The sequence below is a fragment of the Bacillus sp. FSL K6-3312 genome, assembly GCF_038007485.1.
In the GTDB taxonomy this organism is placed as follows: Bacteria; Bacillota; Bacilli; order Bacillales; family Bacillaceae; genus Bacillus; species Bacillus pumilus.
Genome location: NZ_JBBOXI010000001.1, coordinates 1,913,845 through 1,936,692, shown reverse-complemented (window position 1 = coordinate 1,936,692; position 22,848 = coordinate 1,913,845). Strand labels below are relative to the sequence as shown.

At 41.9% G+C, this 22,848-nt stretch carries 20 protein-coding genes; 5 read left to right on the top strand and 15 right to left on the bottom strand.

The genetic code is table 11. From position 1 onward, the window contains the following. Positions 1 to 27: 27 nt before the first annotated feature. Positions 28 to 849: a MerR family transcriptional regulator gene (locus tag MHI11_RS10205; RefSeq protein WP_111912769.1), complete on the bottom strand. Its 822-nt coding sequence runs from the start codon at positions 847 to 849 to the stop codon at positions 28 to 30. A gap of 86 nt (positions 850 to 935) precedes the next feature. Between MHI11_RS10205 and MHI11_RS10200 the strand changes: the two genes are divergently transcribed. Next, positions 936 to 1,505 (top strand): GNAT family N-acetyltransferase, encoded by a 570-nt coding sequence (locus tag MHI11_RS10200; RefSeq protein WP_340960997.1) that lies wholly within the window; start codon positions 936 to 938, stop codon positions 1,503 to 1,505. A gap of 58 nt (positions 1,506 to 1,563) precedes the next feature. On the opposite strand, the gene MHI11_RS10195 is transcribed toward MHI11_RS10200, so the two are convergent. The 3 genes from MHI11_RS10195 to proC are packed head-to-tail and all read right to left on the bottom strand — an operon-like array spanning position 1,564 to position 4,794. Continuing rightward, on the bottom strand, positions 1,564 to 2,832 hold the full coding sequence (locus tag MHI11_RS10195) for a glutamate-5-semialdehyde dehydrogenase (RefSeq protein WP_340960996.1): 1,269 nt from the start codon (positions 2,830 to 2,832) through the stop codon (positions 1,564 to 1,566). 18 nt (positions 2,833 to 2,850) lie between these two features. Then, the gene (proB, locus tag MHI11_RS10190) at positions 2,851 to 3,969 is read right to left on the bottom strand and encodes a glutamate 5-kinase (RefSeq protein WP_044141275.1); all 1,119 of its coding nucleotides are present in this window, start codon (positions 3,967 to 3,969) and stop codon (positions 2,851 to 2,853) included. 27 nt (positions 3,970 to 3,996) lie between these two features. Beyond that, positions 3,997 to 4,794: a pyrroline-5-carboxylate reductase gene (proC, locus tag MHI11_RS10185; RefSeq protein ID WP_445661860.1), complete on the bottom strand. Its 798-nt coding sequence runs from the start codon at positions 4,792 to 4,794 to the stop codon at positions 3,997 to 3,999. A gap of 471 nt (positions 4,795 to 5,265) precedes the next feature. On the opposite strand from proC, the gene MHI11_RS10180 reads away from it, so the two are divergent. Continuing rightward, on the top strand, positions 5,266 to 6,462 hold the full coding sequence (locus MHI11_RS10180; protein ID WP_340960995.1) for a cytochrome P450: 1,197 nt from the start codon (positions 5,266 to 5,268) through the stop codon (positions 6,460 to 6,462). A gap of 129 nt (positions 6,463 to 6,591) precedes the next feature. Further along, on the top strand, positions 6,592 to 8,628 hold the full coding sequence (locus tag MHI11_RS10175) for a molybdopterin oxidoreductase family protein (protein WP_340960994.1): 2,037 nt from the start codon (positions 6,592 to 6,594) through the stop codon (positions 8,626 to 8,628). Between the two features lie 49 nt (positions 8,629 to 8,677). On the opposite strand, the gene MHI11_RS10170 is transcribed toward MHI11_RS10175, so the two are convergent. From MHI11_RS10170 to xylA, 3 genes are all read right to left on the bottom strand, one after another. After that, a complete protein-coding gene (locus MHI11_RS10170; RefSeq protein ID WP_034620516.1) occupies positions 8,678 to 9,364 on the bottom strand; it encodes a glycoside hydrolase family 11 protein in 687 nt (228 codons plus the stop codon). A 90-nt stretch (positions 9,365 to 9,454) separates the two neighbouring features. Then, entirely contained in the window at positions 9,455 to 10,954 is a 1,500-nt protein-coding gene (xylB, locus tag MHI11_RS10165; protein WP_340960993.1) for a xylulokinase, read from the bottom strand. Positions 10,955 to 10,989: 35 nt separating this feature from the next. Beyond that, a complete protein-coding gene (gene xylA, locus MHI11_RS10160; protein ID WP_340911132.1) occupies positions 10,990 to 12,327 on the bottom strand; it encodes a xylose isomerase in 1,338 nt (445 codons plus the stop codon). 213 nt (positions 12,328 to 12,540) lie between these two features. Here xylA and MHI11_RS10155 point away from each other — a divergent pair, with 213 nt between their 5' ends. After that, entirely contained in the window at positions 12,541 to 13,701 is a 1,161-nt protein-coding gene (locus MHI11_RS10155) for an ROK family transcriptional regulator (protein ID WP_340960992.1), read from the top strand. A 44-nt stretch (positions 13,702 to 13,745) separates the two neighbouring features. Here the strand turns inward: MHI11_RS10155 and MHI11_RS10150 are convergent, their stop codons facing one another. From MHI11_RS10150 to csaA, 3 genes are all read right to left on the bottom strand, one after another. Further along, the gene (locus MHI11_RS10150) at positions 13,746 to 15,353 is read right to left on the bottom strand and encodes a glycoside hydrolase family 43 protein (protein WP_340960991.1); all 1,608 of its coding nucleotides are present in this window, start codon (positions 15,351 to 15,353) and stop codon (positions 13,746 to 13,748) included. 23 nt (positions 15,354 to 15,376) lie between these two features. Beyond that, the gene (locus MHI11_RS10145) at positions 15,377 to 16,768 is read right to left on the bottom strand and encodes an MFS transporter (RefSeq protein WP_065098176.1); all 1,392 of its coding nucleotides are present in this window, start codon (positions 16,766 to 16,768) and stop codon (positions 15,377 to 15,379) included. 513 nt (positions 16,769 to 17,281) lie between these two features. Beyond that, a complete protein-coding gene (gene csaA / locus MHI11_RS10140; RefSeq protein WP_113768470.1) occupies positions 17,282 to 17,614 on the bottom strand; it encodes a chaperone CsaA in 333 nt (110 codons plus the stop codon). A gap of 231 nt (positions 17,615 to 17,845) precedes the next feature. On the opposite strand from csaA, the gene MHI11_RS10135 reads away from it, so the two are divergent. Continuing rightward, a complete protein-coding gene (locus tag MHI11_RS10135) occupies positions 17,846 to 18,325 on the top strand; it encodes a site-2 protease family protein (RefSeq protein WP_003216048.1) in 480 nt (159 codons plus the stop codon). On the opposite strand, the gene MHI11_RS10130 is transcribed toward MHI11_RS10135, so the two are convergent. The 5 genes from MHI11_RS10130 to MHI11_RS10110 all read right to left on the bottom strand — a co-directional run bounded on the left by MHI11_RS10130 (position 18,315) and on the right by MHI11_RS10110 (position 22,830). After that, positions 18,315 to 19,946, bottom strand: coding sequence for a YndJ family protein (locus MHI11_RS10130; RefSeq protein ID WP_340960990.1), 1,632 nt, complete (start codon positions 19,944 to 19,946; stop codon positions 18,315 to 18,317). The genes MHI11_RS10135 and MHI11_RS10130 overlap by 11 nt on opposite strands. After that, positions 19,939 to 20,544: a DUF4166 domain-containing protein gene (locus tag MHI11_RS10125; protein WP_340911149.1), complete on the bottom strand. Its 606-nt coding sequence runs from the start codon at positions 20,542 to 20,544 to the stop codon at positions 19,939 to 19,941. The genes MHI11_RS10130 and MHI11_RS10125 overlap by 8 nt, the downstream gene beginning before the upstream one ends. Next, positions 20,507 to 21,388, bottom strand: coding sequence for a hypothetical protein (locus MHI11_RS10120; RefSeq protein ID WP_340911151.1), 882 nt, complete (start codon positions 21,386 to 21,388; stop codon positions 20,507 to 20,509). Before MHI11_RS10120 ends, MHI11_RS10125 begins: the two co-directional genes overlap by 38 nt. Before the next feature lie 146 nt (positions 21,389 to 21,534). Continuing rightward, positions 21,535 to 22,107 carry a TetR/AcrR family transcriptional regulator gene (locus MHI11_RS10115; protein WP_340960989.1) on the bottom strand — a complete coding sequence of 191 codons (573 nt, stop codon included), beginning with the start codon at positions 22,105 to 22,107 and terminating at the stop codon, positions 21,535 to 21,537. Positions 22,108 to 22,110: 3 nt separating this feature from the next. Further along, entirely contained in the window at positions 22,111 to 22,830 is a 720-nt protein-coding gene (locus MHI11_RS10110; protein WP_044141288.1) for an MBL fold metallo-hydrolase, read from the bottom strand. Positions 22,831 to 22,848 lie beyond the last annotated feature (18 nt).

Genomic DNA, 22,848 nt, shown 5'->3' with positions numbered 1-22,848 from the left:
GCATCCATGCGGTCTATCCTTTTTTGGTTAATCTAAACGCTTTTTCACTTTTACACTGAGTTTCGTTATATACTCTGCTTCATTTTTAGACAAGAGTGAATGAAGCAAATACTCCTCAAAGACATCTCCATCCAGCATCATGTCCTCTTTCTCGATTACATCTAACAAGCGCGAATAAGCAGATTCAATCTCTTCATATGATCCTTGATCATACATCACCGCATAAAGGCCCGCAGGTTTTTTAACTGCTTCCGGCGCTTCCATTCGGCAAAACAGCTGATCTGACTGATGATAGTGACGCTGAAGGAACTGCTCTTTTTTTAAGACAGCACCATTTGCGGCAGCCCCTTTTATGCCAATTTCCTTTAGAAAATGTCCAACAATTCGAGATATTTCTTCTACGGATGTATTCATGTCAATCGGGTTCGATGCACTTAATACAACTGGTTCTTCTGGGAGCTCTTGAAACAGCACCTCCCCTATTTTTACAGATGATAGTTCATGCGTCGTCTCCATGACCCGCATAAGAAAAGACTGGATATCTTGAAGTTTTTCAATCTCTTGTTTGACCTTGTCTATTTGTTCTGCTGCTAGGCTTTGGAGCCTTTCGCGGGACGGCTCAGTGAAATATTGTTTTAACTCTTTTATCGGAAATTGCACAGCTCGAAGGGATTGAATCGCTATAAAATGATCAAATTGCTCAAGTGTATAGTAACGGTACCCATTTTCATGAACACCAGCTGGCTTAAATAAATCAATTTTATCGTAATAAAACAAGGTATCTTTCTTTACATCAAATAGCTTGGCAAATTCTCCAGTGAAAAATGTTTTTTGCACATCATTCATCATCATTAAGGCTCCTCTCTTGACTATGGAGTTACTCCACCCTTTATGATAACATGCAGAACACTACTACGCTTGGAAAGGATAAAAACATGAACAACATCACTCAACATGAAGTGACATTAGAACTGGCAAAAAAAGAGGACTTCCCTTCAATGAAAAAAGAGCTACAGAAAGCTTTTACAGCTGGCGTGATCGATGCATTTGGCGATGCGCATGATGGATCGATTCCTCCAGATGAAGTGATTGATGAATCTTTTCAATTGAATGAACACATTGTTTATCATATTATGCTAAATGACGAAAAGGCAGGCGGCGTTGTCATTAAAATCAACCAAGAGACCCAGCACAACTCAGTTGACCTATTATACATCTCTTCATCCTCACACGGAAAAGGCATTGGTCAGGCAGCATGGAAAGCCATCGAGGCGCAATATCCAGAAACGATTGTTTGGGAAGTTGTGACTCCGTATTTTGAAAAACGCAACATTCATTTCTATGTCAATAAGTGCGGCTTTCAAATTGTGGAGTTTTATCATATGAAACATCCAGATCCGAACGCACCTCATGAAACTGATCAAGAAAATCAGCATACTGCACCTGAAGAATTTGAATTTTTTAAGTTTGAGAAAGTGATGAAGAAAACCTGCTCTAGCCAATAAATATCTGCACCAAAAAAACACTACCCCATGAAAAAAGGTAGTGTTTTTTGAATCTCATCTAGCTTCTAATCTGACCGTCACCAGACAGAAGTAACTTCGTTGTTGTGAGTGCTGAAAGCCCCATTGGACCTCTGGCGTGCAGTTTTTGAGTGGAGATACCAATTTCAGCCCCGTATCCAAGTGCACCGCCGTCTGTAAAGCGTGTAGATGCGTTATGATAAACCGCCGCCGCATCGACTTCGTTTAAAAACGTGAGTGCCTGCTCTTCATCCTCTGTCACGATGGCTTCTGAATGTTTTGTACCGTACTTTTCAATATGGTCGATCGCATTCTCGATGGAATCGACTACCTTTACGGCAAGATCAAGACTTAAATATTCATCTGTCCAGTCCACTTCCTCAGCAGGAATGGCATTTGAAAAATGAGACAATGCAGCCTCGTCGCCATGTACGGTGACATGGTGCTCCAGCAGGGCTTCATTCAGCGATGCCGCATTTTCTTTCAGCCAATCGCGATGGATGATTAGCGTCTCAAGTGCATTACATACAGCTGGACGATTCGTTTTTGCATTGATGACAATCTCAATGGCTTTTTTCACATTGGCTGTTTGATCAATAAAGACATGACAGTTTCCTGTTCCTGTTTCAAGAACGGGAATGGTAGATTGTTCAACCACTGTTTTGATTAAAGAAGCTCCGCCTCGCGGAATTAAGACATCAATCCATTCTTTTAGATGAAACATCGCTTGAACCGATGAACGGTCTGTTTGTTCTATCAATTGCACCGCATCACGCGGGATCTTTGTTTGATCCAATGCTTCATGAATCACACTCACAATGGCTTTGTTGGAAGAAATAGCGGAGGAACCGCCTTTTAAAATCACTGCGTTACCTGCTTTAAGGGCAAGCCCTGCTGCATCGACAGTGACATTCGGTCTCGCTTCATAGATCATCCCGATCACGCCGAGCGGTACTCTTCGGCTTTTCACATGCAAGCCATTTTCAAGAGTCCATTCATCCAATATTTCTCCAACAGGATCTGTTAATCTCGTCACAAGCCGCAAGCTTTCGGCAAACTCATGAATTCTTTCTTCATTTAACATTAAACGATCCAAGAGTGCCTCTGAAAAGCCCTTTTCCTTCCCGGCATCTATATCCTTTTGATTCTCTTGCAAGATGAACGTGCTATTTTGTTCTAACGCTTCTGCTAGTTTCAGCAGTGCCTCGTTTTTATCCTCTGTATGAAGTAAACCTAGTTTTTTTGAAACGTACTTTGCTTTTTTTGCTTTTTCTTTGACCGATGTGACAACTTCAGCTGTCAGTGTCATGGAATTCCTCCCTTTTGGTTAGCAAACTGGTATCGATAGATCTAAATGACAAACAAATGCTTCAAGATCGACGACATGCACTACTTCATCCTGCAAGAAGTCACGCTTTTGGATGAGTTCATCTGACGAATAATTCACAATGCCCAGTCCGATTTCTCTTTCATCTTGATCTAATATACGGACGACATCCCTTTTTTTAAACGAACCCTTCACATTGACAATGCCATCGGAATCGAGGCTCCTCTCACGGTGCATGAGGAGTTCCTGTGTTTTCTCACGAATGACGATCTCACCTTTTGGTCCAGAATGAAAGGCAATCCACTGCTTCTTGTAATTCAGCGGTGCTAAATTTTCATCAGCAGTAAAATAAGTGCCGTCCTCTGTTCCATTAATGGCTTTGTCTAAAATGTGAGGCGTATCCGCTTTTCCTAAAAAGCCATTGATACCAGCGGCCATTGAAATTTTAAACGCATCGAGCTTTGATTTCATTCCGCCTGTGCCCACACTGCTGCCTGCATCTCCAGCCGCTGCTTCGATGTCTTCTGTGATGTCTGTGACTTCAAGAATTCGCTTCGCATTTGGGTTTGTATGCGGGTTATCTTCATACAAGCCATCAATATCAGATAAAATGGCAAGGAAATCCGCATCAATGAGTCCAGCTACTTTTGCAGACAATGTATCGTTATCTCCGAACTTCAAGCGGTTAATCGTCACTGTATCATTTTCATTGATAATCGGAATAATGCCTCGATCTAATAACACATTCATCGTGTTGCGCACATTTTGATAGCGTGTTTCATCTGAAAAATCACTTCTTGTGATTAAAAGCTGTGAGGCAATATAACCGTGTGATAAAAATAAAGTAGAATATGATTCCATTAAAAGGCCTTGCCCGATTGAGGCAGATGCCTGTTTTTCCGGCAGTGTTTTGGGTCTATCGATAAATCCTAGTTTTCGGTAGCCAGCTGCAACCGCACCAGATGAAACCAAAATGACTTCGTGTCCTTCATCTTTGAGTTTCACAATTTGATTGACGAGGTTTTCTAGTTTTTTTAAACTAATCTCTCCTTGAAAGCTAGTAAGAGAGCTGCTTCCGATTTTTACAACAATTCGTTTTCTCTCTTTATCTGCGTACACCTTATCACTCCTGTACCTAAGCTCTATTTATATAGATACTTTTTGTTTTTGCTGTTTGCTGATCTCTTTTGATCGATTGGTAGCATGTTTGACGGCCTGCTTGATTGCTTCTCCTCCGCCAAAATCATCTAATGCATTCAGTCCTGCAGCTGTTGTTCCATTTGGTGACGTAATTTTCTCTCTCAGAGTAGAAGGGTTTTCCTCTGTTTCTTGCAGCATTTTCGCAGCACCGAGAAGTGTCTGCGCGCCAATTTGGCGAGACAATTCCTTAGATAAACCTGCTTCTTCTCCTGCTTCTTCGATTCTTTCCATTAAGAAATAAAAATAGGCTGGTCCGCTTCCGGCAATTCCAGTGAAAATATCCATTTGCTCTTCCTGAATGGTATACACTTCGCCCATTTCAGATAAAAGAGCCTGACTCATGCTGATATGGTCGCCTTTCACATAACGTCCAGCACATAAAGCGGTCGCTGAAGCCCCGATCGTACTTGACGTATTCGGCATGACCCTCATCACGGGCTGCCCTTCATGCAGCATATCTTCAATATACGATTGCTTCACGCCTGCAAGGACAGACAAGATCAGCTGGTCTCTCTGAATATGAGGTTTTAACGATTCAAGTGCTGTTTCAGCATCCTTTGGCTTCATGGCCAGGATCAACATATCCATTTCTTCAAAAGGAAAAGAATCCATTGTGGCTGTTTGTATTCCGTAACGTGTCGTTAGTTCATTCAATCGAAGTTGATTTTGTCTGTTTGTTGCGTAAATTTGGCCTAGAGGCATTTGTCCTGATCGTACAATCCCTGCAATCATTCCTTCCGCCATAGAACCTGCTCCAATGAAAGCAACTTTCTTTTGATCAATGATATTGATCCTCTCCCTTGTTCGCTTTTTGTTCGTGTTTTTCGCACGTAAGTTATCGTAACATGATGAGAAATCGTGTCAAGAAAGAGCCAGCGCTTTTCAAAAGTCCCGAATACGCGTTCAACCGCTTGCTGTATGTATACTGACTGCGCTTTTGCAAAACAACAATTTAGATCTAAAGAACTATATGCATTTGCATCATAGTACCCTTTCGTTCGACTGAATTCTCCATTTTATTTTTGGTTTCGGTGACTTCAATTCTATTTTATAGAAAGCGCTATCATTTCTAATGGATTTCTATTTTCCTATATGACGAATGTGCTTGAATCTTCCGATTAGACTATTGACATATTTTAGAAAACATGTCCGTTGAAATGATATTTTACGGGTGATACCGTGAAAGGGAAACTAAGTGAAAAAGGAGCGTTCATAATGAAAGTGAAAGAAAACTATATCAATGTCATTCCAATGAAAGAAATCCGTTCGACCGATGACCTTCTTTTCCCGTTCCCTATTTACAATGAGCTACGTGCACAGAGTGATATTAGATATGATGAAACAAGAAAGTGCTGGGATCTCTTTCGATATGCGGATATCCAGTCTGTACTGAAGCAGCCAAAAGTGTTCTCATCACAGCGAGGAAGAAGCACGACAAAAACCAGTATTTTAACGATGGACCCACCAAAGCATACAAAAATGAGAGCACTCGTCAATAAAGCATTCACGCCAAAAGCGATTAAACAATTAGAAGATAACATTAAAGACCTGACACATGACCTGCTGCAACAAGTCAAGGATCAGCGTACGTTTGATATCGCGGAAGATCTAGCAGCTCCCCTGCCTGTCATGATTATTGCTGAGCTTCTCGGCGCAGAGGTAAAGGATAGAGCGTTTATTAAGAAACATTCTGATGCCCTAGTGGCAGGTGCTAAGGATGAATCAAAAGAAGCCATTCAAGCAGTAGTCGATATGCAAAAACGCGCAGAGGAAGAGCTGTCCACTTATTTTGCTCACTTGATCCAAAAACGAAAAGAATCCCCTGCTGATGACCTGATCTCACTTCTTATTCAAGCAGAAATTGATGGTGAGCATTTAACCGAGAATGAACTACTTGGTTTTTGTATTCTATTACTTGTTGCTGGTAATGAGACAACGACCAATTTGATTACAAATGCAGTAAGACTGCTAACAGAGCAGCCGCATATCGCCGAAGCAGTACGGCAAGATCCTTCTCTTATTCCTCAATTGACCGAGGAAACGTTACGCTATTACCCGCCTGTTCAAGCCATTGGGCGAATCGCGGCCGAGGATGTTGAGATTGCAGGCTCAAAAATTAAAAAAGGAGACTATCTCATTAATTGGGTCGCTTCAGCAAATCGCGATGAACAGAAATTTGACGATCCAGATACGTTCCGTCTTGACCGGAAATCAAACCCACATATGAGCTTTGGCTTTGGTATTCATTTTTGTCTCGGTGCACCGCTTGCCCGCCTTGAAAGTAACATTGCACTTGAGGTCTTACTCCAGACGTTTCAAGACATCACCTGTGCGGCAGATCAGCTAAAACCTATTCAAAGCACATTTGTTTTTGGGGTAAAAGAATTTCCTGTACAGGTCACCCGTTTTTAAAGTCCCTTTTGAGGGGCTTTTTTTCATTTTCTTCAATTCATCATCTCTTTCTTACCTTCCACCTCCGAACATGCTAAAATAAAGTCCATATAAAGTGATAACGGATTTCAGAAAAGGAGCCAAAAATTCATGACCGATTATACAGCAATGAAAGACGGAATATTCAAATCAGTTTGTTCGTTAGATTGCCCGGATCAGTGCGGTCTTTTGATACATAAAGAAAATGGAAAGATCGTAAAAGTGCAGGGAGATCCAGACCACCCCGTCACCCAAGGCAACATATGTAACAAAGTGCGGAATGTCACAGCCCGTTTATATGATGAAAAACGACTGACCACTCCTTTGAAGCGTGTTGGCCGCAAAGGCGATGGACAATTTGCTCCGATTACGTGGGAAGAAGCCATTGAAACCATTCGGCAAAAATGGACAAAGCTGATTGACGAAAAAGGTTCAGAAAGTATTCTGCCTTACAGCTTCTATGGGAATATGGGCAATCTGAATGCAGAAGGCATGGACCGCCGCTTTTTCTATCGTCTTGGTTCAAGTCAGTTAGACCGGACCATCTGTCAGTCAGCAGGAACGACTGGCTATAAATATACAATGGGTGCAAGCATTGGGACAGATCCAGAAGAGACCATTCATACGAAACTATTCATCTTTTGGGGCATCAATGCCGTGTCGACCAATATGCACCAAATCACCCTCGCACAAAAAGCGCGAAAGCAAGGAGCAAAGATTGTCGTGATTGATGTTCACAAGAACCAAACTGGACGGATGGCAGATTGGTTCATTCCGCTTCGACCTGGTACTGACAGTGCCCTTGCCCTTGGCATCATGCATGTCCTTTTTAAAGAAGGACTGACAGATGAAGCCTTTTTAGAATCTTATACAACCGGTCATAAGGAGCTGCGTGAGCATGTGAAGCAGTATGATCCAGACACTGTTGAGGGTATCACTGGGGTTTCAAAAGAGGACATTGTTACACTTGCAAGAATGTACGCAGAGATATCGCCATCTCTTATTCGTATTGGCAATGGTTTGCAGCACCATGATAATGGCGGAATGAGTATTCGAACCATTTCCTGCCTCCCTGCCCTCACTGGCCAGTGGCTCCACAAGGGCGGCGGTGCGATGAAATCAAACTCTTCTTTTCTCAGCTATAATGAAACCGCTCTTCAGCGGCCAGATCTATTAAAGGACGACACGCCTAGGTCATTTAATATGAATCAGCTGGGCAGTGTGCTAACGAATGCAGCGCCTTCCATTGATTCACTCTTTGTCTACTCGTGCAATCCAGCCGTTGTCGCGCCTGAAGCGAATAAAGTAAGAGAAGGTTTGCTGAGAGATGACTTATTTACAGTCGTTCATGATCTATTTCTGACAGAGACAGCTAAGTATGCAGACATTGTCCTGCCGGCAACATCCGCTTTTGAAAATGAGGATTTCTATACATCATACTGGCACCATTATATTCAAATTCAAGAGCCAGTGATTGAACGCTATGGAGAAAGCAAATCCAATACAGAAGTGTTCCGCTTGTTAGCCCATGCGATGGGCTTTGAAGATGAAGCCTTCCACGAGACAGATGCGGAACTCATGGAACAAGCCCTTCATCATCCAGAAAATCCGCATTATGAGGACATTTCATACGAGGCATTAAAAGAAAAGAAATGGATCAAAGCAAAACGAGGACCTTTCCAAGACTTAAAGCTCTCTACCCCGAGCGGCAAAATTGAGCTTTATTCTGAACAAATGAAAAAAGACGGATATCCAGCACTGCCAACCTACGTGCCCCTTTATCAGGAAAGCGAATATCCGCTTACCTTTATACCGGGACCGAATCATAATTTCCTTAACTCGACCTTCTCACTTCATGAAAAGCATCAAAAGCTCGAGAAGTTTCCTAAGCTTCACATGAATGAAGTTGATGCAAAGGCAAGAGAGATTGAAGATGGTGACATGGTGCGTGTGCTGAATGACCGAGGAGAATGCGAGCTTGTCGTGTCAGTCGGTCACAATGTATTACCTGGTGTTGTGGTCAGTCAAGGATTATGGGCAGATCAAAAAGGCAAAAAACAGCTAGTCAACGGACTAACACCTGATCGGCTAGCAGATATGGGCGGTGGTGCGACGTTCTTTTCTGGCAGAGTGGAAGTTGAAAAATGATCATAGACAGAAGAAAAGCCAGCAAAAACTGCTGGCTTTTTAATGCTTTCTATTGACCAATAAACAACTGGTTGGTCGTTACATTCGCACTTCCGTTGCTTTGATAGCCTTCTACAGTAAATGCCGTTTCATACATTTTGCCCATTGGCATCCCTAAGCTTTCCCATTTTTTGAAATGTGCACTGACAGATACCGTTCCACTCGTACGTTTCGATTGACGTACACTCCAATATTGCTTGAAGGTCGCAATTCCAATAATGGAAGGCTGATTGACACGGGTCGTTTCATAAATGTCATACGTGCCCCCATCTGCATAAAATGATCCTTTATACGCTCCTGTTGGGCGATAGGTGCCCCATGAATCAACAATGTAGTATTCTGCTAATGGAGATTGTGTCCAGCCATAGACACATAAGTAGGAATTCCCACCTGGGTTAAAGTTTGCGTTGTAATTGATAGAGATGTTACCAAGCTGATGATGAGTTTTAGTGGAATCAAACTTCTTTCCTTTTCTAAATAAAGCATTATTAATATTGTTCCAGCCTGCACTAAATGCCCCGCCGTTATTAAGTGTCATCGAGGTGTTTCCATGATCCTTCCATAATTCGTAATCATACCCGCTATGTGTACCTACTTCATTATTATAAATCGTTTTCGCATAAGCTGGTACAGCAGTCAGTGTCAACACAAACCCAATACACATCACAAACAACAGCCTCAATCTTTTCAAATTCATTTTCCATCCCTCTCCTTTTTTCATTAAAATTGTTCTGCCTTCTCTAAGATGAAGCGAGCTCATCACCTCCTTTCATGTCACCATTCTCTGCTAGACGGAACGGTATTGTTCTAACCCGGCATGGATGTCTCTTGTTTGTGTATAGATCTTTTGATACAGATGAAATAGATCAGCATATATACTTGCATGTTGCTGCTCTGGCTCATAGACAGCAGCTTGATGAATAAACTGATCTGCACATGTCTCAAGCGATGGATACCAGCCGCAACCAACGGCGGCCAGCATAGCTGCACCTAAAGCAGGCCCTTGTTCATTGTCTAACTGGATGACCTCAGCCTGAAAAATGTCTGCTTGCATTTGAAGCCATGTCCGGCTTCTTGCACCACCCCCAATGGACACAATAGAATCTATGTATTTTCCTGCTTGCCGGAATAAGGCAATAGATTCATTTAACGAGAAGGTAATCCCTTCTAGCACAGCCCTGACGACATGCGCCCTTTCATGCCTGCTGTCTAAACCAATCAAGCTTCCACGAATGGTAGAATCCGCATGAGGTGTTCTCTCCCCTACTAAATATGGCGTGAAGAGCAATCCATTCGCTCCTGGCGCGACATCAACTGCACCCTCTAAAAGTGATTGGAACGATTCCTCTGGAGCCAGTAAATGTTTTACCCAATTAAGGCTATATCCTGCTGAAAGGGTCACACCCATTGTGTAAAAAGCATCTTTTTTTGCATGATGAAACAAATGCAAGTTCCCTTGAAGCTCTCTTTCATGATCCTCTTCGTAAGAGAGAATGACGCCAGATGTACCAATGCTGCATAACGTGCGGCCAGAGGATAAAATACCAGCACCAATTGCTCCGCAAGCATTGTCTGCCCCGCCAGCAAAGACTTTTGCCCCCTCTTCGATCCCCGTCTCACGTGCAATGTGCGGCAAAAGTGTACCGACCTCTTCCTCTGATGAGATAAGCGGCGGACAAATATGAGGAGAAATATCAAATGCCTGACAAATTTCTTTACTCCACGCTTGCTCTCCAATATTTAACAGCAATGTGCCAGCCGCATCAGAATAATCGATATGAACAGTCCCTGTTAAACGAAATCTGACATAATCTTTTGGGAGTAAAAACATGTCGATTTGTTGATCAATTTCTGGTTCATGTTCCTTTACCCATAATAATTTTGGCAGTGTAAATCCTTCTAACGCCTGATTTTTCGTGATCTTTTGCAGCTGTTTCCCCAGCTTTTTTGTGATGCGTGTACATTGCGCAGTCGTTCGTGTATCATTCCATAAAATCGCAGGGCGGAGCACCTTGCGGGATTCATTTAAAAGAACCAGACCATGCATCTGTCCAGAAAAGCTGATGCCCTCTACTTTCTTTGAAAGGACAGGCTGTCTTGCCATCAGTTCTTTCATCGCAGCCACTGTCTGCTTAACCCAATCCTCTGGGTTCTGTTCACAATATCCAGGTTTATCTTGAATGAGGCGGTAAGGCTTAGTGGTCTCGCCGCACACCTTTCCATCCTCATCGACTAATATGGCTTTGACTCCGCTCGTTCCAAGATCAATTCCCATCACATACTTCATGTCTTCACTCCTTCAAAACAGGTCCGCTTCTTCAATCAATCTTCTAACAAGTATTGATTTAATCGGGCTTTCAACTGTTCCTCTCTTCCCGATTCGTTTCTGATTAAAGGGTGTTTGAGCGCATACTCTTCTAATGTATGAAAGTTTGCCTTTCCTTCTGAAATGTCACGGCCAATCCCTTCAGAAAAACTGCGATACCGGTGCTTGATCACATCTTCAAACACACGATCTTCTATGAGTCTATGAGCGACCCTCAGTCCTTTTGCGAATGCATCCATACCCGCAATATGGGCATACAAAATATCTTCAAGCTCAAAAGAAGCTCTTCTCACTTTTGCATCAAAATTGAGACCGCCAGTTCCTAGTCCGCCATTTTGCAAAATTTCATACATGGCAAGAGTTGTGGCATATAAATCGGTTGGAAATTCATCAGTGTCCCAGCCAAGCAGCGTATTCCCTTGGTTCGCATCCACAGAACCGAGCAATCCATGTATCCTTGAGACGCGTAATTCATGCTCAAACGTATGACCAGCAAGCGTCGCATGATTGGCCTCGATATTCAATTTGAAATATGAATCTAGTCCGTATTGCTTTAAAAAGGCAATAGATGTCGCTGCATCTGCATCGTATTGATGAGTGGTTGGCTCCTTTGGCTTAGGCTCAATTAAAAATTGGCCAGTGTATCCAATCTCCTTTGCATAATCAACAGCCATATGCAAGAATGACGCCATGTGGTCAAGCTCTCTTTTCATATCAGTATTCAGCAGAGTATCGTATCCTTCTCGTCCTCCCCAGAAAACGTAATTTTCTGCGCCAAGTTCTTTAGCTGTTTCGATGCCTTTTTTCACCTGTGCGGCTGCATAAGCAAAGACATCTGCATGACAAGATGTCGCTGCGCCGTGTACAAACCTAGGATGCTTGAACATATTGGCCGTATTCCACAGCAGCTTGACTCCGCTATCACGCATGTATTCTTTCATTCTTTCTAAAATGATGTCTAATTGCTGATTGGTCTCTTGAAGCGTATCTCCCTCCGGTGCAATGTCACGGTCATGGAAGGAAAAATACGGAACATCCAATAGATCAAACAGTTGAAAGGCTACTTCCAATCTAGCTTTTGCTAAATCCATCCCGCTATAGGAGTCCCAGGCCCTCTGCATCGTACCAGTTCCAAACATGTCTGTTCCATCAGCAGTCAATGTATGCCAATAAGCGACTGAGAAGCGCAAATGATCTTTCATAGTTTTTCCGCCAATCACTTCGCTTGGATCATAGTGTTTAAAAGCGAGTGGGTTTTTTGATTGTTTTCCTTCAAATTGTATTTTTCCGATCCCTTCTAAGCTGTGTAACGTTTTCATATTTGAGTTGGCCATCTTTTATTCCTCCTATGAATATCTTTGTAAGTTGATTCAACAAACTAATGTTCAATTGATGATCAATTCACTTTGAATTTTCCACATTTTTTAGTTTTTTAGAAATATTTTCGTTATAATAAAGTTAAAATCATCCTTCTTACAGATGACAGGCGAAGAAAAACAGCTTTTTTCTTCACTTAATCTAAAGACGAAACAAATGGAGTGGATAACATGGATATCGCTGATCAGAACTTTGTGAAAAAAATAAATCAAAAGCTATTATTAAAAGAAATTCTCCAGCATGCGCCAATTTCTAGAGCCAAATTATCTGAACGCACTGGGTTAAATAAATCGACTGTTTCCTCTCAAGTGAGTACATTAATGAAAGAGCAACTCGTCTATGAGATCGGCCAAGGTGAGTCTAGCGGCGGGAGAAGACCGGTTTTACTGATGTTTAATAAACGTGCTGGCTGCTCCATCGGGATTGATGTCGGCGTTGATTATGTCAATGGCATTTTAACCGACCTTGAAGGGTCCATCCTTCAAGAAGAGCAGATCAGGCTCCCATCAAGCGCTCCTGATGTGACCATACGCATATTAACTGAATTAATACAGCAGTTGATGGCACAAATCCCCTCTTCCCCATATGGGCTCATAGGTATTGGCCTATGTATACCCGGGCTAGTGGATGCCGATCAACAAATCGTGTTTACGCCGCATTCTAAATGGAAAAATGTTGACCTAAAAACAACGCTCCAAGACGCATTCCAAGTACCCATATTCATTGAAAATGAAGCAAATGCTGGTGCATATGGTGAAAAAATCTTTGGTGCCGCTAAACATTATGATCATTTGATCTATGCCAGCATCGGCACTGGCATTGGAATCGGGATCATTATCAATCATCATTTATACAGAGGTGCATACGGCTTTTCTGGTGAAATGGGACATATGACCATCGACTTTAATGGACCAACTTGCAGCTGCGGAAACCGTGGATGTTGGGAGCTGTATGCATCTGAGAAAGCCTTGTTTCAGTCCCTTCAAACAAATGATCAGCCCATCTCTCACCAAGATGTGGAACAGCTGGCAATGTTAAATGACATGAAAACGCTCAATGCCTTGCGCAACTTTGGTTTTTATCTTGGAGTCGGCCTCACAAACGTCCTGCATACCTTTAACCCGCAATCGATTATTTTACGAAACAAAGTGATTGAAGCGCAGCCGACGGTTCTACGTGTGATTCAAGAGGAGGTATCCTCAAGGATAGACACTCTATTCAGTTCACATGTCGAGCTGCTTCCTTCGTCATTAGGACACAACGCACCGGTATTAGGGATGACATCTCTCGTCATTGAAGCTTTTCTGCAAGATGCCACCCTCTCACCGTGACAGATTCATAAATAAAAAAGACAGCTCTTACCGTGTTGTCTTTTTTATTTATCTGTTTCCTCATAACGGAAATAGTTGAAATCAGCAGGAAGACGCTCACCACTTGTATCCTGGCACTGCATGCCGACAAATGCCCCTGTAAAAAATCCTCCTCCTCGAATGAAGTCATCAGATAGATGGCTAGATTCGAATATCACATCAATTTCCTTCCAGTCTTTTTGATCAAAAGAATAAGAATAGGTATATGTTTCTTTCTGAACGGTCACTTTTAAATACACATAGGTGACATCCTCTGGAATGACGATTTTTTGTGTCAATGGCTGAGAAAAGGAAAGGTTTTGACAGGCAGATAATTCAAGAATGCGGCCAAGTTCTTCGTCATATGTCACCTGAAGCGCTGTCCAATTTTCCGTATTGTAATAATTCACAAGACCAGCGGCTTGCTGAAAATTCTCTGGAAAGAACAACACAGCTGTCTCTGCTTCAAAATAAAAGCTTTGCCAGCGCCTTGCAACGAAAGCTTGAGTAAACTTAGATGTTAGAGATTCCTGACCGTATAACCTTAAATGCTGAGGTTTTTCCGTTAATGAACCGATCTGTTCAGTAAAAGGAATTCTTAATGTTTGGAAGTGTCTATTTAACGTTGATTCTTTAAACTCATCGACTGTATGGTAGGTAGGAGCAAAAACCTTTTCGTTGATCGCTGGCGCTTCAACCTCCAGCGTTCCTTCTTTTCCGCCCACAACATACGGCCAGCCATCCTTCCATTCAAGCTTTTGAATCGCTGTTTCTCTTCCTAAAGGACACCACCCTCTCTGTTGAAAAATAGATTCCTTGCTTGATTGAATAGGGCGGCCAGTCAGATGGGCGAGATACCATTCATTTGTATGCGTTTGAACAATGGAAGCATGCCCACATTTTTGAAGCGGATGTTCAGGCGTGTGAAAAGCACTTAAAATTGGGTTATCAGGATGAACCTCATAAGGCCCTTCAATCTTCGGGGAACGGGCAATTGTTGCCGCATGCTCGTACCTGGTGCCTCCTTCTGCTGTTAATAAATAATAGTAATCACCGATGTGATAAAGATGCGGTGCTTCTGTCAATTTAATCGGTGTGCCTTTAAAAATGACCTTCCGCTCACCAATGAGTTTCTTTTCCGTCACGCTATATTCCTGCAGAGCAATACCCGCAAAGGAATGGTGCTTTTCCCTATGATCCCACAGCATATTTAAGACGTATTTCTTCCCGCTTTGATCATGAAATAAAGAGGGATCAAAGCCAGAGCTATTAAGCTTAACCGGTTCACTCCAATCACCGTCAACTTCACTTGCCGTAACCAAATAATTATGACCATCTTTAAATGGACCATCCACTACTTTGATATCTGAATAAATAAGCCAAAACTGACCATCTGCATAGCTTAGGCACGGTGCCCATACTCCGCCAGAATCAGGATTCCCTTTCATGTCCAGCTGCGACGTTTTTTGCAAAGGACGCGCAGCAAGCCGCCAATGGACGAGATCCTTCGAATGATAAATTTGCACACCTGGAAACCATTCAAATGTAGAGACCGCCATGTAATAATCTTCTCCTACACGGCAAATACTTGGATCTGGGTTAAATCCTTTGAGTACTGGATTGGTAATTTTCATTCAACTTCCTCCTCTTTCACGACCTACATTTTAAAATCGTCCATATGATCGATATATACTTGATCCCTATTCTCAAGCTCCCTCACGACTTTTTGGTGCTCTTCTTCATCTAGGTTATAAAAATTAATATCAATCATCGCTAAAATCAGTAAGCATACAGGAATCACTGTTACCGTGATTAAAATGCCAAGCAATGCTTCTGGCGTCTGTATTTGGTTTGCAACATAGCCAAATCGATCGAGTACAAGCCCCGGAACAATTCCGCCTAATGCCATTCCAAATTTAAAGAAAAATCCAATGACTGCGTAGATCAGTCCGCCCATCCTTTTTCCAGTTTTATATTCGCCATATTCAACAGTCTCAGGAATGAGTGCCCACATGTAAGCACCGGCTGTAATACTCCCAGCAGCAGCAACGAGCCTGAAAATCAGTATTAAAGTGATTTGACTCGGCGGTATCACAAGTAAAGCAAGGAGACCTACGATATTCAGCGATAAAGAATAATTCAGCAGCTTTTTCTTTCCTAACAGCTTGTGCAGCTTCGGAATAAACGGCAGCACCATTAAAGCTGGCAGACTGCCAATGAGTCCGTACCATTTCACTAAATCTTCTCTGCCAAGGTTATACGTCACATAATAGATCCCAACAGAGTTGCTGATCGAGTTCACACCAAAAATAATAATAAAGAAAATGCTTAATACAACAAGCGGGCGATTCACTCGTAACTGGACAAAGATATCACTGAATTTAATCTTTTCCTCTGGCTTTTGAAGCGTGACACGTTCATTCGTGCTTTTAAAACAGAAAATCAGTAATGCGCCGCCAAGAACGCCGAGAAAAGCCATCGTCATCTGCCAGCCAAGTGCTGTATTTCCTGTCGTATCACTTAAAAAGGTCGCAAGAAAAGGTACAAAAAAAGCCACAACTAGACCGCCTAGATTGGCAAACACCATACGAACGGACGTAATACTGACAACTTCTTGGTTATTTCTTGTCATTGCAGAAGTTAAAGCACCATAAGGAACGTTGATGAATGTGTATGTAAGCGATAAACCAACATACGTGATGTAGGCATAAATGAGTTTACCCATTTCGGAAAAATCAGGTGTTGTAAAGCAAAGAATGGCAAGTACGACAAAAGGAAACGCACCGAATAACAAATAAGGTCTGAATCTACCAAAACGGCTGTTCGTCCGGTCCACCATTGCACCAATAAATGGATCTGCAAGCGCATCGATGGCGCGAACAACCAAAAACATCGTCCCTGCTGCTGCCGCTGATAAACCGTACACATCTGTATAGAAAAATAATAGATACGTAGAGACAGTTGCATAAATCAAATTACATGCGAAATCCCCTGAAGCATATCCCACTTTTTCAGACATACGAATCTTCTTTAAATTCTCACTAACCATGAGCTTTCTCCCTTCTTCACTTAACCTCTTCTAACGAACAGATGATGGAGGGCAGCAGCAATCAATACAGGAAATATAAAGCGCTTTCAATTTGTTATAAAAATGTAGCTGAACATCTCTTCCTTTCAGCTTAGCCCAAATGCGCAGCAAAACAGTCGAATGACAGAATCATCTCCTTCAATATAGGGATCAATACTTGAAATTCATCTTAGTTTATTGACCAAACAAACTAAGATGAATTCATTTTATAAAATCTGATCTGACTTTTCAATATATTTTGAAAAAATAATCCAAATAATTGATTTCTTGTCATTCGTCTTGTTAAATGATAAGAAAATCTGAAAGAATTCATTTAAAGGTTGCATTCAAGCTCATCCCATGCTATATTAATCAAGCGATGAGCTGAATTGTGTAAGTCGGGTAACATGTCTCTTTGAGACACACACGAATGTGGCGTGTGGTTATTCCGCCTCAATACGCAAAAGACATCTTCTTAGGAAGATGTCTTTTTTCTTACCCTATTTTTGTTCCATTCTCAACCGGTTCATCTGTCGCTAACAACACCACGTCTTCTTTTGACGGCATGCCTCCTAAGACAAGCACTTCTGATTTGAACCCTGCAATTCTTCTTGGCGGGAAATTAACGACCGCTACGATTTGTTTGCCGATAAGATTCTCCGCAGTATAACGCTTCGTCAACTGAGCACTAGATTGCTTTACACCGATTTCTTCACCAAAATCAATCTTGAGCTTCAACGCAGGTACTCTTGCCTCTGCAAAAAATTCTGCTTCTATGATCGTCCCAACGCGAATATCTAACGCCAAAAACTGTTCAATATCTGCCATCTGACTCTCTCCCCTTCGTAAAAGGTAACGTCATCTATTGATTATCCATTGTAGCACATTCCTTTTGTCATAGAGGAGGTTCAAAAAGCCTATACAGCGTTAAAATCGCCTTTATAGTTTACATAATAAATTTATTGTCATGTATTAAATGTTTGCATCCTGAAAATGAATTCAGTAAAATGGCAAATAATCCTACTGCTTCCTCCTAAATATATTGGGGAGGGTTCACACTTGTTTACATTATCGGATATGTGGACGTTTTGCTGGTCGTTTTTTGTCATTCTTCCTATTGTTGCCATCCTTCATCAGCTTGGCCATATTGTGGTCGCGTGGATGTTTGGAGCAAAGGTATCCTTTGCGCTTGGCAGAGGGAAAAAAGTGTTGAAAGTAGGCGTCGTTGAAATTAGACGAATCTATTTTCTAGATGCATTTTGCCACTATGAAGAAATGAGGAAAAATAACCGATTGTCGCACATTCTTGTCTACTTAGGCGGTTCATTATGCAACCTGCTCAGTGTTCTCATACTGAATACAATGATCGCCAATGATTTCCTGCCAGAGCACCAATTTTTCTATCAATTTGCTTATTTCTCAGTCTACTATGTATTTTTTGCACTGCTGCCAGTCCAGTATGCAGATCATCATCCGAGTGATGGGCAAGCGATTGTGAACATCATTCGGCACGGTGAACCATGTGACATCATTGACTAACATGATGACTTTCACTGTCAATATGATAATGAATCGTTAAAAAAGGAATACTGAACAGCTTCATTTGATGTACCGCTGTGAGACTTTGATCCGTCTCCGGCTTCATATGAAAGCTTTCTTCCATTGGCAGTTTCATGGTGATAAAAGGCGTATGCAAATACAATCCTTCGTCACCGCTACTGCCTTTTGGACATGCGCTTTTTAATAGAAAATCTTCTTTCTCATTAAAAGGCTTTAAAATAGCTGTCAGCTGAGAATACGGAAGTGGCAGCGCAATATTCATATAACCCGCAGCTGCATCGTAATGAAGAGCATAAAGAGCAAAAAAGACTTGCTCTCCTTTTACATTGTGACGTATCCAAGCCCGAACATTTTCCCTTTCTTCCTTCGGATGTTGAAATCTAGTCAGACGTCCCTTCATCTCATATGGATGACAAGATAACCCCAAATATAGCTGACCTATTTTCTTAAACAGTGGCTGAAGTAAAAAGACGAACGGCCTTACCCACCAATGAAAGCTGACGGCTGCTTTTAATGTAAAAGCCATAGGGTCTTCATAAAATCTGCGAATCACAGGTGAGACCCTATCAGCTGAAAACGTCGTTCCATTTAATTCATCAAGCGAATCGACTAAACCCAGCTTCTCAGGGTTATGCACGCTTTCCTCTTGAAAAGAGATCATTTGAAACCGGCCATGCACTTTTGAAATCGGAAAGTTCTTCTGCTTTAATTGATCCTTCGGCCCTTCAATCAGCCAGCCAATCAAACCCGGCAAAATCACAAAAAAAGCATTGATACTGCCATGAAACCAAATCATCTGATCAATGCTGATGTAGGTCACACGCATCAGCATACCAGCGGAATAAAGAAGTGATAACACGATCGTCCCCATTAAAACTAAGCTAGAAAACACAACAAGTCCTTTTGCCAAAGTCGACCGAAATCTTGTTTTCATACAAAGGATGCCATATATGTAGAGGGCCATCACATAAAGAATGACGCTGAACGTATCAAATAGACGGGAAAAGCTAATCCCAACAGCAATCATCACAGGCGACAGCAAAATCACCCAGCCCACCGCTTTGTATAAAGCTGTCTCTTTTGCTTGCTGCCTTCCTAATAATCCATAAAAAAGCGGGATAAAAAAAGCCGAGTAATGAAAATGAATAGCGGTCAAAAGAACAATGATCGGCGAAAATGTCATCACCTGTATATCTGCTGTGTACAGCCAAAACCACAGACCGCCTAAAGCGAGATACATCCATGCGCCATCAATCATGAGCTCATGAAGCGGAAAGATTCCTCTTTTCAGTAAACGACAAAAGCCAAATAACGCTAATAAGATTGTATATAAAAGCCATCCCGATGCAAACCAAGCAGAATGATAGATAAAAGCAGCGGTTGCACAAAGAGCTGCTAGTGGAAAGGCTTTCATTAAAAAGCCGATCAGCCTCTCTGGCTTGTGTTTCTTCCCTTCTTTCTCAAAAAAATGTAAGGCAGCGGGAAGAAAAAATAGAATTGCCATGAGAACAAAAAATTCTGCTACCCGGCCTGTCATTAAACGGGTGGCGATAAAACAAGACATGAAGATCAGACTGGATATCAAATGCCACTTATTCATCATGAGACACCCTTTCTGTAAAACGGCCTTTATATGTAAAAAGAGTACCAAACAGTCGATTTTTCACGTGGACATCAATGGTATATTCACCTGCATGCTCATCGTAGCCTTCCGTTACATCTGACACACCATAAAGCCATGAAGGCAGCGGACATTCCTTGCCGAACATCAAAAACTTCTGCCGGCCGGATTGGATGTGCAAGAAACCATGCTTTGTTACTGTAAAATGAAGCTCTGACACAAGAAATCTAGGCTTTCCAAAGTAGTCTAGTACTGTATGACTCTTCTGATCAATGATCATATCAGCATCAAAGTGCCGCTCCTTCTTTGGGAAATAAAACGTTCGATACCAGTGCATCCCTTCCTCCCCCTTATTTGTCACAAAAGGCTCGTTGACAATTTGGAAAGGAATGTTTTTCCCTCTCTCGGGGAAAAAACAACGAAACAGTGGACCCATTCTGAAGATCAATCGAATGAGTCTTGACCCGCCGCCTATTTCCTCCATAGTACCTTCAGCAGAAAACGCGCGGTTGTATCTCTCTTTTAGCTTTGGATGCAGTTTATCGTAATCCTTTACTTGATGACGATGAACGACCATGTCTACCTCCCCTTTTTCGTTTGATAGAAAATACATCTACACAATCTTTTAGGTTGATCATACCTGCAATCGACAAAATGAAAAATGCACTCATCACAAGCGGCTCATGAAGCGTCGTTTGCGGGGATAGGATCCCTATACAAAGCATAATGAGAAGAAACATACTTTGTAAAATGTAGAGATATTTCTTTGATAGTATGGGAATTAGCCATGATATGCCTAAAAGCGCATAAAACAATCGAAAACTCATGCTATGATCAAAAGCCGAATGTGAAAAAGGAATGACCGCTTGACATAGCCAGACGATGGCAAACAGCAAACAAATCCCGTAATGAGCAAGTGTTCTCTCTAGTAATAACCGAGGATGCGTTCCCTTTTCAAGCCACGTCTTTAATGCACCAAAACTAAAGGCTGTCATAAACCCGATCATTGGGCGAAAAAGAATCCGGTCTGCCCATGTCCATCCTTTTCCTTCTTTCGTTTTGTAATCAAATTGAGTTTGAAACACAATGTGGTCGCTTGTTTTCATATACTTCCAGTAGCCACTACCTTCTTTGATAAAAGACAATGGGTGTGACGATTTGAAATGAAGTGAGGATGCCCGCTCATTCCGTTCATCCATCATTCTTGTTCGATAAGCTCCTGTCCCTGTGACACTGAAACCAAACCCAAGATGCTTTTCATACAAAAAGGATTGGGGCTGTTCATTTTGAGGTTCATTTAATGAAATGGTTGAAAAGCGCAAATCCCATTGTTCATGAAGTTTTGGATTTTGCGTATATTCCCATACTTTCTCTATCGGTGCATGAATGGTTGTTTCCACATAAACAGGCTTTCTTTTCATCTGCCTCTACTCCTCTATGTGAATTATTTCACATAACAAGCATACCATGTTTCACAAAACTGTCAAATCTTTATTCTTTTTTGTCAAAAATTGGTTCAAGATGGTCGCTTCTTTAACATATCGGTTCACTACCAAAAAAAGACCTGTCAATGAGACAGATCTTCTTTTTGCAACACACCTGAGATATAAAGCTTGACCGCATAGCTCACACTGTCTTCAAGCTGTTCTTTTCGTTGAAATCCATTTTTATTTGAAATATCACCGAAGCCGTGCAATAAGCTTCTTAGTCCTCTGACCACATGTGTCATCTCTTCTTCTTTGACACCAAAACGGGCCATGATGGATTGGACAAATTCAACAAGGCGCTCTGCCTCACTTCTTACTTTTTTCTCCTCCATATGTGAAAAGGCCGCTTCATAAAGGCCTGGATGTTCGCGGACAAATTGAACATACTGTTTGGCAAAGGCTAACACAGTTTCTTCTTTATCCAATCCCTCTGTTACGTGTATACCTTCTTCACGTAGCATGGACAGCCCTTTTTCTGCGAGTGCCGCCTGAATTTCAAGAAGACCAGATACATGATTATAAAGAGAAGGTGGTCTGATGTTCAGCTTTTTAGACAATGTAGCAATGGTCAATGCAGAAAAGCCCTCTTCATCAACAAATGCGGCTGCTGTATCGATGATTTTTTCTTGCGTGATACCCATTCTTGGAGACACGGTTTACTGCCTCCCTTTCTTTAACTGATGCTGCCTTTTTGTTATGGCAGCTTGAAGCTTGGCATGAGGTTCCATGATAAGATCACCATGTCCTACTGCAAGACAAGATAAGGGAAGTGCCAGCAATTTTTCGGCACTTTTGAGTGCTGTTTCTGCATCCCAAGTGGCAAAAGCCGGGAACGGGAAGGTCAAGCGAAACTCACCCGTTACGAATAAACCGCCTTTTGTCACAAGTGCATCTCCTGCAATGACAATCCCTGACCTTTCATCGTATAAAGAAATGCTTCCAGGTGTATGTCCTGGTGTTGAGATGACTTTAAGTGACCCAATCTCGTCCCCTTCTTCGACAAGCACATCTGGTTTTGTGTGAATGTCTTTTGAAAAACTGCCTTTAATTTTTTGCTGAGGTTCACCAGGAAGCAAGGAAAAATCACCTTCAAAAAGGAGGGCATCGCGTTTTGATAAATAAACGACTGCCTCTGGAAAAGCCTTTTTCACTTCATCTAGTGCACCGATATGATCCATATGACTATGAGTGAGAATAATCTTGTCGATTGGCTTGTCTTTTTTGTGCGCAAATTCAATGATCGAGCTTGCTGCCATTTTTAAAGCAGCATCAATTAATATCAGTCCATTTTCTTCCTCAAATACATAGCAATTTACCGGAAATAGACGCGGCATCAATGTGAGCTGGTGCAGGCGATCAAAAGTTGTCAATCTCATCATATGTCCTCCTAAAAC